General features: G+C 71.9%; 15 protein-coding genes, 1 tRNA gene and 2 pseudogenes. 11 read left to right on the top strand and 7 right to left on the bottom strand.

All coding sequences use genetic code 11. The features are described 5' to 3' along the window. The first annotated feature begins 19 nt into the window (after positions 1 to 19). A complete protein-coding gene (gene corA / locus ACFV20_RS08770; protein ID WP_385654046.1) occupies positions 20 to 1,015 on the top strand; it encodes a magnesium/cobalt transporter CorA in 996 nt (331 codons plus the stop codon). A 10-nt stretch (positions 1,016 to 1,025) separates the two neighbouring features. On the opposite strand, the gene ACFV20_RS08765 is transcribed toward corA, so the two are convergent. Continuing rightward, on the bottom strand, positions 1,026 to 1,814 hold the full coding sequence (locus ACFV20_RS08765) for a ferritin-like domain-containing protein (protein WP_385654044.1): 789 nt from the start codon (positions 1,812 to 1,814) through the stop codon (positions 1,026 to 1,028). Between the two features lie 267 nt (positions 1,815 to 2,081). Continuing rightward, on the bottom strand, positions 2,082 to 3,137 hold the full coding sequence (locus ACFV20_RS08760; protein WP_385654041.1) for an LLM class F420-dependent oxidoreductase: 1,056 nt from the start codon (positions 3,135 to 3,137) through the stop codon (positions 2,082 to 2,084). Between the two features lie 149 nt (positions 3,138 to 3,286). Here ACFV20_RS08760 and ACFV20_RS08755 point away from each other — a divergent pair. The 3 genes and pseudogenes from ACFV20_RS08755 to ACFV20_RS08745 form a co-directional block, all read left to right on the top strand. Continuing rightward, positions 3,287 to 3,403 (top strand): annotated as a pseudogene (locus ACFV20_RS08755) (pectate lyase); the annotation flags it as partial. A gap of 111 nt (positions 3,404 to 3,514) precedes the next feature. Beyond that, positions 3,515 to 4,501: an aldo/keto reductase gene (locus ACFV20_RS08750; RefSeq protein WP_385654039.1), complete on the top strand. Its 987-nt coding sequence runs from the start codon at positions 3,515 to 3,517 to the stop codon at positions 4,499 to 4,501. Beyond that, positions 4,498 to 7,020 (top strand): annotated as a pseudogene (locus ACFV20_RS08745) (helix-hairpin-helix domain-containing protein); the annotation flags it as partial. The gene ACFV20_RS08750 and the pseudogene ACFV20_RS08745, both read left to right, overlap by 4 nt. Before the next feature lie 66 nt (positions 7,021 to 7,086). Here the strand turns inward: ACFV20_RS08745 and ACFV20_RS08740 are convergent. Then, positions 7,087 to 7,824, bottom strand: a complete 738-nt coding sequence (locus ACFV20_RS08740; protein WP_385654314.1) for a hypothetical protein — start codon at positions 7,822 to 7,824, stop codon at positions 7,087 to 7,089. A 47-nt stretch (positions 7,825 to 7,871) separates the two neighbouring features. On the opposite strand from ACFV20_RS08740, the gene ACFV20_RS08735 reads away from it, so the two are divergent. Further along, entirely contained in the window at positions 7,872 to 8,060 is a 189-nt protein-coding gene (locus ACFV20_RS08735) for a DUF5703 family protein (RefSeq protein ID WP_030244084.1), read from the top strand. Between the two features lie 80 nt (positions 8,061 to 8,140). On the opposite strand, the gene ACFV20_RS08730 is transcribed toward ACFV20_RS08735, so the two are convergent. From ACFV20_RS08730 to ACFV20_RS08720, 3 genes are all read right to left on the bottom strand, one after another. Continuing rightward, positions 8,141 to 9,034, bottom strand: a complete 894-nt coding sequence (locus ACFV20_RS08730; RefSeq protein ID WP_385654036.1) for a chaplin family protein — start codon at positions 9,032 to 9,034, stop codon at positions 8,141 to 8,143. A 131-nt stretch (positions 9,035 to 9,165) separates the two neighbouring features. Beyond that, complete coding sequence (gene chpH / locus ACFV20_RS08725; RefSeq protein WP_030608446.1) at positions 9,166 to 9,399, bottom strand: chaplin ChpH; 234 nt, start codon at positions 9,397 to 9,399, stop codon at positions 9,166 to 9,168. Between the two features lie 149 nt (positions 9,400 to 9,548). Beyond that, a complete protein-coding gene (locus ACFV20_RS08720; protein ID WP_385654032.1) occupies positions 9,549 to 10,874 on the bottom strand; it encodes a M20/M25/M40 family metallo-hydrolase in 1,326 nt (441 codons plus the stop codon). 196 nt (positions 10,875 to 11,070) lie between these two features. Here ACFV20_RS08720 and ACFV20_RS08715 point away from each other — a divergent pair. Then, positions 11,071 to 11,155 (top strand) — tRNA-Leu (locus ACFV20_RS08715). Positions 11,156 to 11,217: 62 nt separating this feature from the next. Then, entirely contained in the window at positions 11,218 to 11,592 is a 375-nt protein-coding gene (locus ACFV20_RS08710; RefSeq protein WP_385654029.1) for a YchJ family protein, read from the top strand. Positions 11,593 to 11,618: 26 nt separating this feature from the next. On the opposite strand, the gene ACFV20_RS08705 is transcribed toward ACFV20_RS08710, so the two are convergent. Further along, complete coding sequence (locus tag ACFV20_RS08705; protein ID WP_385654026.1) at positions 11,619 to 12,320, bottom strand: FadR/GntR family transcriptional regulator; 702 nt, start codon at positions 12,318 to 12,320, stop codon at positions 11,619 to 11,621. A 138-nt stretch (positions 12,321 to 12,458) separates the two neighbouring features. Here ACFV20_RS08705 and ACFV20_RS08700 point away from each other — a divergent pair, with 138 nt between their 5' ends. The 4 genes from ACFV20_RS08700 to ACFV20_RS08685 are packed head-to-tail and all read left to right on the top strand — an operon-like array spanning position 12,459 to position 16,256. Beyond that, positions 12,459 to 12,977: a gluconokinase gene (locus ACFV20_RS08700; RefSeq protein ID WP_385654023.1), complete on the top strand. Its 519-nt coding sequence runs from the start codon at positions 12,459 to 12,461 to the stop codon at positions 12,975 to 12,977. A 55-nt stretch (positions 12,978 to 13,032) separates the two neighbouring features. Then, positions 13,033 to 14,430, top strand: a complete 1,398-nt coding sequence (locus ACFV20_RS08695) for a GntP family permease (RefSeq protein WP_385654020.1) — start codon at positions 13,033 to 13,035, stop codon at positions 14,428 to 14,430. A 10-nt stretch (positions 14,431 to 14,440) separates the two neighbouring features. Beyond that, a complete protein-coding gene (locus ACFV20_RS08690) occupies positions 14,441 to 15,205 on the top strand; it encodes an SDR family oxidoreductase (protein ID WP_385654018.1) in 765 nt (254 codons plus the stop codon). 19 nt (positions 15,206 to 15,224) lie between these two features. Beyond that, a complete protein-coding gene (locus tag ACFV20_RS08685; protein ID WP_385654016.1) occupies positions 15,225 to 16,256 on the top strand; it encodes an L-idonate 5-dehydrogenase in 1,032 nt (343 codons plus the stop codon). Positions 16,257 to 16,452 lie beyond the last annotated feature (196 nt).

The raw sequence follows: 16,452 nt of genomic DNA, 5'->3' as shown, positions 1-16,452 counted from the left end.
GTGACGGGAGAGTTCGTTCGTGATCGTCGACTGTGCCATCTACCGCGAGGGACAGCGGACGGAAGGGCCCGAGGACCTCTCCGACGCCCTGGGCGAGGCCCGCACGGCGGGCGGGTTCGTGTGGATCGGGCTGCACGAGCCGACGGAGGACGAGTTCGACCATGTGACCCGTGAGTTCGGGCTGCATCCGCTGGCCGTCGAGGACGCCCTGAAGGCACACCAGCGGCCCAAGTTGGAGGTGTACGACGACTCGCTCTTCGTGGTGCTCAAGCCGGTGGCGTACGAGCCGCAGAGCGACACCGTCTCCTCCGGCGAGATCATGATCTTCCTGGGTGACTCGTTCGTGGTGACCGTCCGGCACGGCGAGGGTTCCCCGCTCAAGGCCGTGCGTCAGCGCCTTGAGCAGGAGCCGGAGCTGCTCGGCAAGGGCCCCACGGCCGTGCTGTACGCGGTCGCCGACGCCACCGTCGACCACTACCTGGACGTGGCGACCGAGTTGCAGACGGACCTGGAGGGCCTGGAGGCGGAGGTCTTCTCGCCGGACGGCGGGGGTTCGCGGAACACGGCGTCGCGGATCTACGACTTCAAGCGGCAGGTCCTGGAGTTCCGCCGGGCGACCGGGCCGCTGGCCCCGCCGATGAGCCGGCTGGCGGGCACGGCGTCGACCGGCTTGACCGTGCCGTTCGTGGACGACCGGGCCCGGCCGTTCTTCCGTGACGTCAGCGATCACCTCACGCGCGTGAACGAGTCCGTGGAGAACCTGGACCGGTTGGTGTCGGACATCCTCTCGGCGCATCTCGCGCAGATGAGCGTCCGGCAGAACGACGACATGCGGAAGATCTCCGCGTGGGCGGCCATGGCCGCGATCCCCACGATGTTCGCGGGGATCTACGGCATGAACTTCGAGCACATGCCCGAGCTGCGCTGGGTCTGGTCCTATCCGGCGCTGATCGTCCTGATGGCCGTCCTGGAGATCATGATCTTCCGGCTGTTCAAGCGCCGCGGCTGGTTGTAGGCGGGCCGGTTCAGGCGAACTCGGGTTCCGGGGTCGCGGGACCGCCGAGGGCGTTGCGGCGCCCGGGGGGCGTCAGGGACACCATCCGGCGCCAGCCGACCATGCGTTCGTAGGCGTACAGGGCGTGGATGCCCGCCGCCAGCACGGCCGACTTGGCCCTGGACCAGCCGAGGATGCGGCCCATGTGCGCCATCACGGCGAGACTGACGTCCCGGTAGATCCGGATCTCGGCGAGCGCGCACGCGCGCAGGGTGCGCTGGATGGTCCGGCCGTGGCCCGCGTAGGCGAAGCGCAGCAGCTCCTCGTGGCAGTAGGCGAGGTGGTTGTCCTCGTCGCCCGAGATCTGCTTGACCGCGCGGCCGATGTCGGGGTGGTCGGCGAAGTGCTTGCGCAGCAGGTCCATCTGCTCGGAGGCGCGCTGCTCGGTGACCCTGCTGTGCGAGAGGTAGGTCACGATGTCGTGGACGGTGAGCCGCTCGTCGCGTCGCAGCTGCTCGTGCGCGAGGCCGATGCCGTTCTTCTCCAGGAGCATGGTGTAGTCGGTCTCGGGCGGGACCGGGACGGGGTCGAGGCCGCGCTTCTTCATCAGGGCGTTGAAGATCCGGCCGTGCTTGTCCTCGTCGGCGCCGTGCCGGCTGATCTTGGGGGCGAGTTCTCGCTCGGCCTCGGGCACGAGGGCGGCGATCCGGGCGTTCTCCCAGCCGCCCTGGGACTCACCGCTCGCGGCGATGGAGCAGAACAGGGCGAAGGACTCGTCGTTGTCGAGGATCTCCTGGAACAGACTCTTGGCCGAAAGCATCGTGGGCACCTCTCCCGCGCGCGTGGGCGTACTGCGGCATTCCGCAGGGGTTCCGCGAAGAACGAGTCAAGTGCGGGGTGGAGGGCGCTGCAACAGGTGTGAGGGACAACTCCGCCGAATGGAGGACGCGGGGGCCGCGGGGACCGGGTCGGGCGAAGAGGCCGCTGTGCCGTAACCGCGGGCGGTCCCGGCGCGTTGTTCCGCGTGACGGCCGTGGCGGGGAAGACCCCCGAGCCCCCACCACGGCCGCTGAAACTTCCGGTCGGTTCAGGCGAGCCCGGCGCGCTCCAGGGCCTCCGTGCCGGCCCTGAGGGACGCGAGCCGCTCGTCGAGCGTGAAGCCCGCAGGTGCGAGGGACAGGGTGGTGACCCCGGCCGCGGCGTAGGCCTTCATCCGGTCCGCGATCCGGTCGACGGAGCCGAGCAGGGTCGTCTTGTCGATCAGGTCGTGCGGTACGGCGGCCGCGGCGCCCTGCTTGTCGCCGGAGAGGTACTTGCTCTGGATCTCGGCGGCTTCCCGCTCGTAGCCCATGCGCTGGGCGAGCTGGTTGTAGAAGTTCTGCTTGGGGCTGCCCATGCCGCCGACGTACAGGGCGGTGTAGGGGCGGAAGGTGTCGGCGAGCGCGGTCACGTCCTTGTCGTCGCCGACGGCGAGCGGCAGGGTCGGGCAGACGTCGAATCCGTCGAGGGTCTTGCCGGCCTTCTCGCGCCCGGCGCGCAGGTGCGTGATCGTGGTGTCCTCCAGGTGCTCGGCGGAGGGAAAGATCAGCAGGGCGCCGTCGGCGATCTCGCCGGTCTGCTCGAGGTTCTTCGGGCCGATCGCGGCGATGTACAGCGGGATGTGCTCGCGCTGCGGGTGCACGGTGAGCTTGATGGGCTTGCCCGGGCCGCCGGGCAGGGGCAGCGTCCAGTGCTGCCCCTCGTAGGACAGGCGCTCGCGGGTCATGGCCTTGCGGACGATCTCGACGTACTCGCGGGTGCGGGCGAGCGGCTTGTCGAACTTGACGCCGTACCACCCCTCGGAGACCTGCGGGCCGGAGACGCCGAGGCCGAGGCGGAAGCGGCCGCCGGAGAGGGAGTCGAGGGTGGCGGCGGTCATGGCCGTCATCGCGGGCTGGCGGGCCGGGATCTGGAAGATGGCCGAACCGACGTCGATGCGCTCGGTCTGGGCGGCGACCCAGCTCAGCACGGTGGCGGCGTCGGAGCCGTAGGCCTCGGCGGCCCAGCAGACGGCGTAGCCGAGCCGGTCGGCCTCCTGGGCGACGGCCAGGTTGTCCGCGTCCATTCCGGCACCCCAGTAGCCGAGGTTGATACCGAGCTGCATGCCACATCCCCTTACTGATCAGTAACGTGCCTGTGCGGGCACCCTAGCGCGCGAGCCGGGGAGAGGTACACGGCCCGCGTCGGCACAGTGTCCACGGCGTGATCGAGCTGAAGAAGGTCGGCAACGTGACCCTCGTCGGGGTCGGCGGCGACGCCACGGTCGCGATCCCGTACTCCTACCCTCTCGGCGCGGCAGGCTGCGTCCCGGGCGTCGTGAGCCGGACGGCGGGCGCGAACAAGGGGCTTCAGGTGTCGGACGGCACGTGCTGACCGAGGACGACGGGCCGCGGCCGGGCCTGGGCGACCGACCGGCCACCCCCGGAAATCCGTCGACCGCGGCCACCCACACACAGGTTCTGGCCAGTAATCTCGGCGTTCATGGAGCAGAGGCATCTCGGCCGCACCGGCCTTCGTGTGTCCCGCATCGGGCTCGGCACCCTGACCTGGGGTCGGGACACCGACGAGCACGACGCCGCGGACCTGATGAAGACCTTCTGGGAAGCGGGCGGAACCCTCGTCGACACCGCGGACGTGTACGGGGACGGCGAGGCCGAGTATCTGCTCGGCAGGCTCATGGAAGGCCTGGTCCCTCGCCGGGACCTGGTCGTGTCGACCAAGGCCGGCAGTGTGCCGGACCCCGACCGCCGCTTCGACGGCTCCCGCGGCCATCTGCTCTCCGCGCTGGACGCCTCGCTCTCCCGGCTCGGCACGGACTACGTCGACCTGTGGCACGTGCACGCCTTCGACCCGGAGACCCCGCTGGAGGAGACCCTCCAGGCGCTCGACCTGGCGGTCTCCAGCGGGCGTGCGCGCTACGCGGCCGTCTCCAACTTCTGTGGCTGGCAGCTGGCCAAGGCCGCGACCTGGCAGCTGGCGGCCCCGGGCGTCCGGACCCGGCTGGCCGGGACGCAGTTGGAGTACTCCCTGCTCCAGCGCGGTGTCGAGCGGGAGGTGCTGCCGGCCGCGATGGACCTGGGGATAGGACTGCTGCCCTCCTCGCCGCTCGGGCGCGGAGTGCTGACGGGCAAGTACCGGGGCGACTCGATGCCGCCGGATTCCCGCGGTGCCTCCGAGCATCTGGCGCCCTTCGTCGCGCCGTACCTCGACGACACGGCGAGCCGCATCGTGGACGCGGTGGCGACCGCGGCCGACGGGCTCGCCGTGACGCCGCTCCAGGTGGCCCTGGCGTGGGTGCGCGACCGGCCCGGTGTCACCGCCCCGATCGTCGGCGCGCGCAACGCGCAGCAGCTCACGGCGGCGTTGTCAGTGGAGACCCTTAGTCTTCCTGACGAGATCTGCCGGGCGCTCGACGATGTGTCGGCGCCCGTGCACCGCTATCCCGATCACGACTGGAGCACGCTGTGAGCACGGAGCCCGAGACCACGGAGGACACCGAGCCGGGGACGCCGGGCGCCGAGGCCACACGGGCCGCAGAGGCCGACAGGACCGGGAGTGGAGGCGGCGACGACGCCGATCCAGGTCGGACGCCGGACACCGTCGGCGGTGACGCGGAGGCCGGGCAGGCGGCCGGGCCGGAGAGCCGTGACGCGGAGGCCGGGCAGGCGGCCGGGTCGGAGAGCCGTGACGCGGAGGCCGGGCAGGCGGCCGGGTCGGAGAGCCGTGACGCGGAGGCCGGGCAGGCGGCCGGAGCGGAGGGCGACGAGCCGGAGGCCGGGCAGGCGGCCGGAGCGGAGGGCGACGAGCCGGAGGCCGGGCAGGCGGCCGGAACGGAGGGCCGCGACGCCGGTGGCGGTACCGCTGACGGCGGGCAGGTCTCCGAGGCGGAGGCGGAGCTTCGGGCGCAGCAGGTCGAGCGGGAGCGCATCGAGCAGCGCAAGGCCGAGAAGAAGGGGCCGATCCGCAGCGGCACCAAGCTGAGCGGCAAGGCCGCCGATCTGCTCGCGGCCGTACGGGCCGTCGAGAGCGGCGAGAAGTCGGGGGCCCCGGTGTTCGAAGAGCCCCGGCCCACACCCCACCGCGCGGCCCCCGAGCCGGAGCGGCGGCCGCAGCCGGTGCCGCCCGAGCCGGTCGCCGCGCGGACGGCACCCGCACCGGAGGCGGTCCAGGCCGTCCGGCGGGTGCTCGGCGAGGGCGGTGCCCCGGAGGCGCTCGCGCCCCAGGTCGCCGCGGCCCTGGGTGAGGGCGCGGACGAGCAGTTGCGCGCCGACCCCTGGCAGTTGCTGCGGATCCCCGGCGTGCGCCCCGAGCAGGCCGACGGTTTCGCGCGGGCACTCCTCGGCGCCGAGTGCGGCCCGGACGACGAACGGCGGGGCCGGGCCGTCACCGGCTGGCTCCTGGAGCAGGCCGCGCTGGCCGGGCACACCGCCCTGGAGATGCCGGCGCTCCTCGCCGCCCTGGCGCAGCGAGGCGTGCCGGCACCCGACGGTGCCGTACAGGAAGCCATCGCGGAGGGCGAGGCCCTGGTCTTCCAGGATGCCCTGGAGGAGACCGGCGCCCCGGCCCGGGCAGACGCGGAGGAGGCGCAGGAGGACGAGGAACGTCCGGTGCGGATCCTGGTGGGTCTGGAGCGGTACGCGCTGGCGGAGGAGAGCCTGGCCGACGGCCTGGCCCGCCTGGTCAACTCGACGCCCAAGCAGGACGGTTCGGCAGCCGACTGGGAGCGGGCCGCCGCGGCCGCCCAGGGGTCCACCGCGGAGCTGATCCGTGCGGTGGCCGGTCAGGGTCTGGTGCTGCACACCGGCGGGGAGGCGTCCCTGGCCGAGCCGGCGGCGCTGCTGGATGCCGCGCGGGCGCTCGGGCTGCGGGCCTGGGCGGCCACGCACGGCCCGATCGGCCGCGCCCGTTTCGCGGCCCTGCTGCGACGCACCGGTGGGCCCGTGGGCGAGTCGGCAGACGCCTCCCGGCAGCCCGGCCCACCCGCCGGGGACGCACCGGACCGGCCCGTGACGGGCGACGGCCCGTCGGACACCGGCCTCCCCGTCGCCACCGTCTCCGGGCTCCTCGCCGGCCGCGAGGGTCCCGGCCGGGACGCGGACGGTGCCCTCGATCTCGATCTGCTCGTCGTGCTCGACGCACCCCAGCTGGACGTCGAGACGGCGGCTCTGCTGACCGAGTCGATGCCGGACGGGGCGCGCCTGGTCCTGTCGGGCGATCCGGCGGTGTTGTGGTCGGTGGGTCCGGGCCGGGTGTTCGCGGATCTGCTCGCGGCGCGGATCTGCCCCCAGGTGGCCTCGCGGCGGCCGGACCCCGGGCCGCTGGGCGAGCTGGTCTCCGGTGTCGGCATCGGCGAGCTGAACCAGGTCGAGGCCCCAGGCAAGGAGATCGTGATCGTGCCGGTGCGGGACGCGGGCGAGGCCGTGCACCGGACGGTGCAGCTCGTCGTGGACTCGGTGCCGCGGGCGATCGGCGTGCCGGCCGCGGAGACGCAGGTGATCACCCCCGGGCACGGCGGGGCCGTGGGGACGCGGGTGCTGAACGCCGCGTTGAAGGAACGGCTCAATCCGGGCCCGGGCCGCTTCGGCGGCTTCGACCCCGGTGACCGGATCGTCTACTCCCCCGTTCCCGGCCGTGCGCTGCCGGGACGTGTGGTGACCGCGGACGCCGAGGGACTGCACCTGTGGTGCGAGGGCGAGACCGCCGTCGTCCCGAAGGAGCGGGTGGAGCAGGCCGTACGGCACGGATGGGCGCTGACCGCGCACCAAGCCGTGGGGAGCCGGTGGCCCGCGGTGGTCGTGGTGCTGCCCGGCGACGCGGCACAGGCGCTCAGCCGGCCCTGGGTGTACACGGCGTTCGGACGGGCCGACCGGCATCTGTCGGTGGTGCACGGGGTGGAGCAGGCGCTGCCCCGTGCCGTGGCCGAGGTTCCGGCGAAGCCGCGCACGACCCGGCTTCCGGTGCTGCTCGCGCCGCAGATCAGCGGCGCCTGCGGGGGGGGGGGGTCAGGAGCCCTGGCCCCTGACCCCCACCCCCGTGGTCGCCGGCGTGTGCGCTCAGCGGCGGTCCGCGTCCAGCGGCTCCAGGTCCTCGTCCTCGTCCAGTCCGCCGGCGAGGGCCCCGCCGAAAACGACGCCTTCCTCGCCGTCGTCGTCCTCGTCGTCCTCGTCATCGTCGTCGATCTCGTCGTCGATCTCGTCGTCGAAGACGGCGCTGACGTCGAAGCGGCAGACCACCTGCTGCGGGTCGACCTGCTCGAACGGCGCCTCCAGCCACTCGCCGGGATCGGCCGGTTCGTCCGCCGCCGTCACCCAGAGCGTGGAGTCGCCCTCCTCCAGCCCGAACTCCTTGTGCCGGGAGGCGATCTCATCGGGCTCGAACTCCCCGAAGAGCAGCCCGAGTGCCCCGTGCACCGTCCCGGAGGCCGGAGAGCCCTCGTCCCCCTCCGCGGCCTCGATCCGCTCCGCCTGGGCGAGCAGGCGCTGCGGTTCGGCGACGGCGTAGTCACGACGGATCAGCACGCTCAGCGCGTTCGGTTCCTCCGGTCCGGTGTACGGGGGCAGCGCGTCCTCGGCGCCCGGGATCTCGAAGGGTGTGACCTCGTCGTAGCGGTCGTAGAGCAGTTCGTCGTACACCTCTGCGGCCGCGGCCAGCTGGTTGAACGCCTCGTAGACGGCCGGGTCGTCCTCCCCCGACCTGCGTTCGACGGCGGCCAGGTGGCGGTCGAGCGCGGTCTTCACCGCCTCGGCGGCGGCGCGTACCTCGGCAGCGGTGGGCTGCGCAGCATCAGACATAGTGCAGACGCTATCCGTACCGGGGCCCAGCCCGCACAATAGATGCGATGCCGGAATACGAATTTGTCGACGTGTACGTGCCGCGCGGGGTCTCCCGCAAGGAGACGGCACGTCTGCTGACGGACCACGCGGAGTACGGACACTGGGAGTTGTACCGTCTGAGCCTGCTGCGTGACGGCAGCCGCAGGGTGCGGTTGCGCCGACGGATCATCCGCCAGGTGCGGGCCACGTGGTGAGCGACGACGGAGCACGGGAAGACGACCCATGACGGAGCGGGCCCCGCGTCGGCGGGGCCCGCTCCGTTGTGCGGGGGAGGTCAGGCCGAGGCGCGCGCCTTGCGGTAGAGGATCGCGCCCGCGAGCAGCGCGCCGGCGCCGGCCGGCAGGACCAGGCCGAGCGGCAGGTCGCTGCCGGTGCTGGCGAGCTGGGCCTCACCGTCGGGCTGGGTGACGAACTGGCCGCCCGGCTGGTTGCCGTGCGAGGAGCCGCCCGGGGTCTCGCCGGAGGTGGAGGGCGGGGTCCCCGGGGTGCCGGGGTGGCCCGGGGTGCCGGGGTGGCCCGGCACCCCGGGGTTGCCCGGCTCACCAGGGTTGCCCGGGGTACCAGGGTTGCCCGGGTTCTCAGGGTTACCGGGGTTGCCGGGGTGGCCGGGATGACCAGGGCTGCCGGGGTTGCCCGGGCCGCCGGGTCCGCCCGGGGTTTCGTGGCCGCCGCCGGGCGGGGTGCCGTGGTGGCCGCCGCCGTTCGAGCAGTCGTTGCCCGTGCTGGGGTTGCCGACGCCGATGACGTCGACGCTGTTGCCGCAGACGTTCACCGGCACGTGGACCGGCGCCTGGACGTGGTTGCCCGAGCCGACGCCGGGTGAGCCGCCGGCGTGCCCGCCCGCGTGCGAGCCGCCGTGAGCGCCCTGACCGCCGTGACCGCCCTGGCCGCCGTGTTCGCCGTATCCCCCCGACGACGAGCCACCGCCCTTGTTGGCGCAGGAGTTGCCCACCGACGGGTTGAGGACTCCGACGACGTTGACGGTGTTCCCGCACACGTTGACCGGCGCGTACACCGGCGCCTGCACGGAGTTCCCGGACAGCACGCCGGGTGAGCCCGACGCCGCGCCCTGGGCGCCCGAGTCGGCGTGCGCGGAGCCGCCCGCGGCGGCGATCACGCCGGTCGCGGCCGCCACGGTCATCAGACCCTTGCGGGTAGCCTGTCGCATTTACTGAATACCTGCCTTCGACCCTGTCTTGAATTCTTCTCGAATTCCCCGAAAGAAGCGTTCGGTCCCGGAGCGCATGGCACGCGCTCCGGGACCGATGGCTCTGGACTCCCCTCAGTGAGGGGAAAGCATCACTTGTTGATGCAGGTGTTGCCGAAGGCGGGGTTCAGCAGCCCGATCACGGAGACCGTGTTGCCGCAGACGTTCACCGGGACGTGAACGGGCACCTGGACAACGTTGCCGGACAGGACGCCCGGGGAGTGCACGGCGGCACCCTGAGCACCCGAGTCGGCGACGGCCAGGCCCGCGCCCGCGAGAACCAGCCCACCGGTGGCAGCCGCAGCAGCGACGACCTTCTTGATCATTATTCCTCCTAGTTGGCAAAGCGACCCATCTTGCGATCGCATTACCTGTAACGAGGAGGGAGTAATGAGGCTACGAGCTTATGGTCGCATTCACTCTTCCCAGTCGATCCCGCACGCGCGACCGAATATCGCCCGTTGGCGGGGCCGGTTCAGGACAGGTCGATGAAACGGTCGAGCACGCGCACGCCGAACTGCAGGCCCTCCACCGGCACCCGCTCGTCCACGCCGTGGAACATGCCGGCGAAGTCCAGCTCCGGCGGCAGCTTCAGCGGCACGAAGCCGAAGCCCCGGATGCCCAGGTCGTCGAAGGACTTGGCGTCCGTCCCGCCGGAGAGCATGTAGGGGATCGCCTTGGCGGTCGGATCCTCCGCCAGCAGTGCGGACTGCATCGCCCCCACCAGCGCCCCGTCGAAGGTGGTCTCCACGGCCTTGTCGGCGTGCACGTCCTCGCGGCGCACGTTCGGGCCGAGGATCCGGTCGAGGTCGGCGAGGAACTCCTCCTCGTGGCCGGGCAGGAACCGTCCGTCGACGTGCGCGGTCGCCTCGCCGGGGATGACGTTGACCTTGTAACCGGCGCCGAGCTGCGTCGGATTGGCCGTGTTGCTCAGGGTCGCGCCGATGAACTTGGCGATGCCGCCGAGCCTGACGAGGGTCGACTCCATGTCCTCCGGGTCGAGCTCGGTGCCGAGCGCGTCACCGAGCTCGTCGAGGAAGGCGCGGGTGGTCTTGGTGACACGTACCGGGAACTTGTGCCGCCCGAGCCGCGCGACGGCCTCCGACAGCTCGGTGATCGCGTTGTCCCGGTGGATCATCGATCCGTGTCCGGCGGTGCCGGCCACGGTGAGCTTCATCCAGTGCATGCCCTTCTCGGCCGTCTGGATCATGTAGAGCCGCCGCTGCTCGCTGACGGTGAACGAGAACCCGCCCACCTCGCTGATCGCCTCGGTGACGCCCTCGAACAGCTCGGGGTGCTCGCGCACGAGGTGCTTGGCTCCGTAGGTGCCGCCCGCCTCCTCGTCGGCGAGGAAGGCGAGGACGATGTCGCGCGGGGGCTTGCGCCCGCTGCGCAGCCGGTCGCGGACGACCGCCAGGGTCATCGCGTCCATGTCCTTCATGTCGACGGCCCCGCGGCCCCACACGCACCCGTCGGCGACCTCGCCGGAGAAGGGGTGGTGGGTCCAGTCGTCGGCGTTGGCCGGGACGACGTCGGTGTGGCCGTGGATGAGGAGCGCGGGCCGGGAGGGGTCCTCGCCCTCGATCCGGGCCACCGTGGAGGCGCGGCCCGGGTGGGACTCGAAGATCTGGGGGTCGAGCCCGACCTCGGCGAGCTTCTCGGCGACGTACTCGGCCGCCTTGCGCTCACCGGGACCCGAGTGGTCGCCGTAGTTGCTGGTGTCGATCTGGATCAGCTCGCGGCAGAGGTCCACGACCTCGTCCTCGCCGGTGACGCTCCTGGCCGTGTCCGTCTCGCTCACGTGCTTCCTCCCGGTGTCACTGCTGGTGGGTCCCTCTCATCCTCTCTCTCCCCGGTCCGCGCCCCAAGAGCGCTCCCCGCCCGTCACATGCCGTTCACGCCCCGCCGGGGTGCGGACAGGGGGTGATCGGCCACCCCGGAAAGCCTGGTAATGTTTACGTCGTCGCCGCGGGGAGAACCCACGCGACAGACACCTTGTCCGGGTGGCGGAATGGCAGACGCGCTAGCTTGAGGTGCTAGTGCCCTTTATCGGGCGTGGGGGTTCAAGTCCCCCCTCGGACACATGAACTGAGGGCCGTGACCGCGAGGTCACGGCCCTCGGGCGTTTCCGCGAAGAGGTGACCATGACCAGGCGTTCCTGCCCGTGCGGGCTCCCCGAGGCGTACGAGGCGTGCTGCGGCCGGTTCCATTCCGGGGCCACTGCCGCGCCGACCGCCGAGGCGTTGATGCGGTCGCGGTACTGCGCGTTCGTGAAGGGGGACGTGGCGTATCTGCTGCGGACCTGGCACCCGCGGACGCGGCCCGGGCGGCTGGAGCTGGATCCGGGGATGCGGTGGACCGGACTGGAGGTGCTGGGGACGAGCGAGGGGTCCGCGTTCCACACCACCGGCACCGTGGAGTTCCGGGCATCGTACCGGGGCGGGTCGCTGCACGAGCGGAGCCGGTTCGAGCGGGTCGCCGGGGACTGGGTGTACGTCGAAGGGGAGTTTCCGGCGTAGCCGCGCCCCCTGTGACGGCGTCGCGGCTACGGCGCCAGGATGTCGAGTTCCTGGAGGGCTCCGACCGTGATCTCGCGGGTGAGTCGCTCCGCCTGGGCGGAGTCGCCCCCGCGGACCGCCTCGGCGACCTGGACGTGCAGGGTGACGGCGGCCGGGTCGGGGTCCTCGAACATCACGTCGTGCTGGGTGCGGCCGGTCAGGACCTCCGCGACGACGTCGCCGAGGCGGGCGAACATCTCGTTGCCGGAGGCCTCCAGGATGACGCGGTGGAAGGCGACGTCGTGCATCAGGTAGCCCTCCAGCTTGTGGCCGCGTGAGTGGGCGACCATGCCGAGGGCGCATTCGGTGAGCTGGGCGCACTGCTCGGCCGTGGCGTGCCGCGCGGCGAGGCCGGCCGCGACCGGTTCGATCGCCGAGCGCAGCACCGTGAGGGACCGCAGCTGCCGGGGCCGGTCCGCGCCGGCCAGGCGCCAGCGGATGACCTGCGGGTCGTAGACGTTCCACTCGGACTTCGGGCGGACGGTCACGCCGACGCGGCGGCGGGACTCGACCAGGTACATGGACTCCAACACGCGGACGGCCTCGCGCATCACGGAGCGCGACACGTCGAAACGCTGGGCGAGCTCGTCGGTGCGCAGGACACTGCCCGGCGGGTACTCACCCGCCGTGATCTCGGGGCCGAGGGTGTCCAGTACATGGCCGTGCAGCCCCCGGCCCGGTGTGCTCATGCACTCAGCGTACGGGGTAGATCACGGAGACAAAAAGTCAGACTTATTGATGACGACCTCTTGAATTAGTCGTACCTAATGGGTTTCAGTTGCGTCGACATCACGTGTCGACCTCGGACAGCAGACAGTGAGGCAGCGATGAACACCCCCCACGTCGTCGTGGTCATGGGCGTAGCGGGCACCGGCAAGACCACCATCGGTCCCCTGCTCGCGGCCCGGATCGGCGTCCCCTACGCCGAGGGCGACGACTTCCACCCGCAGGCCAACATCGCCAAGATGTCGGCCGGCACCCCGCTCACCGACGAGGACCGCCTGCCGTGGCTCGACGCCATCGGCGCGTGGGCGCACGGCCGGGCGGGGCTCGGTGGGGTGGTCAGCTGCTCGGCGCTGAAGCGGTCGTACCGCGACCGGCTGCGGGCCGCCGCACCCGGCGTGGTCTTCGTGCACCTCGCCGGTGACCGCGCGCTGATCGAGAACCGGATGTCGCACCGGCAGGGGCACTTCATGCCCACGGCGCTGCTCGACTCCCAGTTCGCCACGCTCCAGCCCCTGGAGGCGGACGAGGCGGGCGTCGAGGTGAACGTCTCGGGCAGTCCGGAGGAGATCACCCGACGGGCGGCGCTCGCCCTGGAGGACCTCCCCGACCCCGTGCAGTAGTCCCAGCCGGCCGTTTTCCTCCCCTACTCCCCCAACGCAAAGGGAACCCACACCCGTGACCAGACTCAGCGTCGAGATGCTGGCAGCGGACGCACCCGAGCCGATCACCTCGGCCGGCCACGCCCAGCTGGGCATCGCCGTCCTGGCGGGCATCGCCGTCATCGTCCTGCTCATCACCAAGTTCAAGCTGCACGCGTTCCTGTCCCTGACCATCGGGTCACTGGCGCTCGGGGCAATCGCCGGGGCACCGCTGGACAAGGTGCTCGTCAGTTTCAGCACGGGCCTCGGCACCACCGTCGCAGGGGTCGGCGTGCTGATCGCCCTCGGGGCGATCCTGGGCAAGATGCTCGCCGACTCCGGGGGCGCCGACCAGATCGTCGACACCATCCTGGCCAAGGCCGGCGGGCGGTCGATGCCGTGGGCGATGGTGCTGATCGCCTCCGTGATCGGACTTCCGCTGTTCTTCGAGGTCGGCATCGTGCTGCTGATCCCGGTCGTGCTGATGGTCGCCAAGCGCGGCAACTACTCGCTGATGCGCATCGGCATCCCGGCGCTCGCGGGCCTGTCCGTGATGCACGGCCTGGTGCCGCCGCACCCCGGCCCGCTGGTCGCGATCGACGCCGTCGGGGCCGACCTCGGCGTGACGCTGGCGCTCGGCGTCCTCGTCGCCATACCCACCGTGATCATCGCCGGTCCGGTGTTCTCGAAGTACGCCGCCCGCTGGGTCGACGTGCCCGCCCCCGAGAAGATGATCCCGCAGCGCCCGTCCGAGGAGCTCGACAGGCGTCCCGGCTTCGGTGCCACGCTGTTCACCGTGCTGCTGCCGGTGATCCTCATGCTGGCCAAGGCGCTGGTCGACATCGTCGTGGACGACCCGGAGAACCGGGTGCAGCGCGTCTTCGACGTGATCGGCGCCCCGATGATCGCCCTGCTCACCTCGGTGCTGGTCGGCATCTTCACGCTGCTGCGGCCCGCCGGGTTCTCCAAGGAGCGGATCTCGCCGCTCGTGGAGAAGAGCCTCATGCCGATCGCGGGCATCCTGCTGATCGTCGGTGCGGGCGGCGGTTTCAAGCAGACGCTGATCGACACCGGGGTGGGCCAGATGGTCCTGGACATCTCCGAGGACTGGGCCATCCCCGCGCTGCTGCTGGCCTGGCTGATCGCGGTGGTGATCCGCCTCGCGACGGGTTCGGCCACCGTGGCCACGGTCTCGGCGGCCGGTCTGGTCGCCCCGCTCGCGGCCGACATGTCCACCACGCACGCCGCCCTGCTCGTCCTCGCCATCGGCGCCGGCTCGCTCTTCTTCAGCCATGTCAACGACGCCGGGTTCTGGATGGTGAAGGAGTACTTCGGGCTGAGCGTCGGCCAGAACATCAAGACCTGGTCCGTCATGGAGACGATCATCTCGGTGGTCGCCGGCGGTCTGGTCCTGCTGTTGTCCCTCGTGATCTAGGAGTACGGCGATGACGGCTCATCCCCTCTTCGACATCGGCGGCCGCACCGCGCTGGTGACCGGCTCCAGCCGGGGCATCGGTCTGGCGCTCGCGCGCGGTCTGGCGGAGGCCGGCTGCACGGTCGTGCTGAACGGGCGCGACGAGGGCCGGCTCGCCGAGGCCGCCGCCGGGTTGCCCGGCGACCGGGTGCACACGGCCGCGTTCGACGTCACCGACGGATCATCGGTGGCCTCGGGGGTCGCCGAGATCGAGGAGCGGGTGGGCCCGCTGGACATCCTGGTCAACAACGCGGGCATGCAACTGCGTGCCCCGCTGCTGGACTTCCGGGAGTCCGACTGGCACCGGATCCTGGACACCAACCTGACCAGTGCCTTCCTGGTCGGCCGGGAGGCGGCGCGCCGGATGACGGAACGCGGCCACGGGAAGATCATCAACATCTGCTCGCTGCAGAGCGAGGTGGCCCGCCCCGGGATCGCGCCGTACGCGGCCACCAAGGGCGCGCTGAAGATGCTCACCAAGGGCATGTGCGCGGACTGGGGTCCCTACGGGGTCCAGGTCAACGGGCTGGGGCCGGGCTACATCGAGACCGAGCTGACCCGGCCGCTGGTGGAGGACGAGGAGTTCAGCGCCTGGGTGCGGCGGCGCACCCCGGCCGGGCGCTGGGGGCGTACGCAGGACCTGGTGGGCGGGGTGCTGTTCCTCGCCTCCCCCGCGGCGGACTTCGTCAGCGGGCAGGTGCTGTACGTGGACGGCGGTATGACGAGCGTGCTGTGACCTGCCGGGAGGCTGCGTGATGCGGGGTTGTGTGATCCACGGTCGGCGTGATCTGCGGGTGGTGGAACTGCCGGTGCCGCGGCCGGGACCGGGGCAGGCGCTGGTCGCCGTGCGGTACGGCGGGGTGTGCGGGTCCGATCTGCACTACTGGCGGCACGGCGGGGTCGGTGACTTCCGGCTGCGGGAGCCGATGGTGCTCGGGCACGAGGTCGTGGGGACGGTCGTGGAGTACGGCCCCGGCGCCGCGGGTCCGTCTCCCGGTACCGAGGTCGCCGTGCATCCGGCCACTCCGTGCGGGGTGTGTCCGGAGTGTGCGGCCGGGCGGCGCAACGTCTGTCGCGACACCCGGTACCTGGGGAGCGCGGCGCGTTTTCCGCATGTGCAGGGGGGTTTCGCGGAGCGGGTGGTGGTGCCCGCCGGGCAGGTGCGGGCGCTGCCGGACGGGCTGGAGCTGCGGCGCGCGGCGCTGGCCGAGCCCCTGGCGGTCGCCGTGCACGCGGTGCGGCGGGCCGGGGAGGTGGCGGGGCGGCATGTGCTGGTGACGGGCGCCGGGCCGATCGGGTGCCTGGTGGTCGCGGCGGCGAAGGCGGCGGGTGCCGCGCAGGTGACGGTGTCGGATCTGCTGCCCGAGGCACTGGAGTACGGGCGGATCGCCGGGGCGGGGACGGTGGTGCGCGCCGACGACCCCGATGACGCCGGGTGGCCCGGCGAGGTCGACGTGGCCGTCGAGGCGTCCGGGGTGGCCGCGGGGCTCGACACGTGCCTGCGGCGGGTGCGGCGGGGTGGGGTCGTCGTGCAGCTGGGGATGCTGCCGGCGGGGCACAGTCCGTTCGCCGGGAACCTGGTGGTGAGCCGGGAGGTCGAGCTGCGGGGGGCGTTTCGTTTCGACGGTGAGTTCGATGAGGCGTTGGCTTTGCTGGGTGGGGTGGGGGTGTTCGACGGGCTGATCAGTGCGGTGGTTCCCGTGGGGGAGGCCGAGTCGGCGTTCGCGCTGGCCGCTGATCGGAGTCGGTCCTGCAAGGTGCTGCTGGATTTCGCGGCTTCGTCGTGACGGGTTCGTCGTCGTTGGCGGGTGCGGGTGTGTTGGCGGTGTTCGCGCAGTTCCCCGCGCCCCTGAGGCGAGTGGCTTGGGGTGTGTTGTCTTGTGCGGGTGCGTTGGGGTTGTTCGCGCAGTTCCCCGCGCCCCTGAGGCGAGTGGCTTGGGGTGTGTTGTCCTGTGCGGGTGCGTTGCGGTGTTCGCGCAGTTC

The organism is Streptomyces sp. NPDC059696, assembly GCF_042733745.1.
Classification (GTDB): domain Bacteria; phylum Actinomycetota; class Actinomycetes; order Streptomycetales; family Streptomycetaceae; genus Streptomyces.
This window is presented reverse-complemented; position numbering and strand designations above follow the sequence as displayed.

What these genes read in the sequence shown, in the direction of transcription:
- ACFV20_RS08765 (WP_385654044.1), bottom strand. Translation starts at nt 1,814, where the DNA reads ATGCTTTCGGCCAAGAGTCTGTTCCAGGAGATCCTCGACAACGACGAG.
- ACFV20_RS08760 (WP_385654041.1), bottom strand. Translation starts at nt 3,137, where the DNA reads ATGCAGCTCGGTATCAACCTCGGCTACTGGGGTGCCGGAATGGACGCG.
- ACFV20_RS08750 (WP_385654039.1), top strand. Translation starts at nt 3,515, where the DNA reads ATGGAGCAGAGGCATCTCGGCCGCACCGGCCTTCGTGTGTCCCGCATC.
- ACFV20_RS08740 (WP_385654314.1), bottom strand. Translation starts at nt 7,824, where the DNA reads ATGTCTGATGCTGCGCAGCCCACCGCTGCCGAGGTACGCGCCGCCGCC.
- ACFV20_RS08735 (WP_030244084.1), top strand. Translation starts at nt 7,872, where the DNA reads ATGCCGGAATACGAATTTGTCGACGTGTACGTGCCGCGCGGGGTCTCC.
- ACFV20_RS08730 (WP_385654036.1), bottom strand. Translation starts at nt 9,034, where the DNA reads ATGCGACAGGCTACCCGCAAGGGTCTGATGACCGTGGCGGCCGCGACC.
- chpH (WP_030608446.1), bottom strand. Translation starts at nt 9,399, where the DNA reads ATGATCAAGAAGGTCGTCGCTGCTGCGGCTGCCACCGGTGGGCTGGTT.
- ACFV20_RS08710 (WP_385654029.1), top strand. Translation starts at nt 11,218, where the DNA reads ATGACCAGGCGTTCCTGCCCGTGCGGGCTCCCCGAGGCGTACGAGGCG.
- ACFV20_RS08705 (WP_385654026.1), bottom strand. Translation starts at nt 12,320, where the DNA reads ATGAGCACACCGGGCCGGGGGCTGCACGGCCATGTACTGGACACCCTC.
- ACFV20_RS08700 (WP_385654023.1), top strand. Translation starts at nt 12,459, where the DNA reads ATGAACACCCCCCACGTCGTCGTGGTCATGGGCGTAGCGGGCACCGGC.
- ACFV20_RS08690 (WP_385654018.1), top strand. Translation starts at nt 14,441, where the DNA reads ATGACGGCTCATCCCCTCTTCGACATCGGCGGCCGCACCGCGCTGGTG.
- ACFV20_RS08685 (WP_385654016.1), top strand. Translation starts at nt 15,225, where the DNA reads ATGCGGGGTTGTGTGATCCACGGTCGGCGTGATCTGCGGGTGGTGGAA.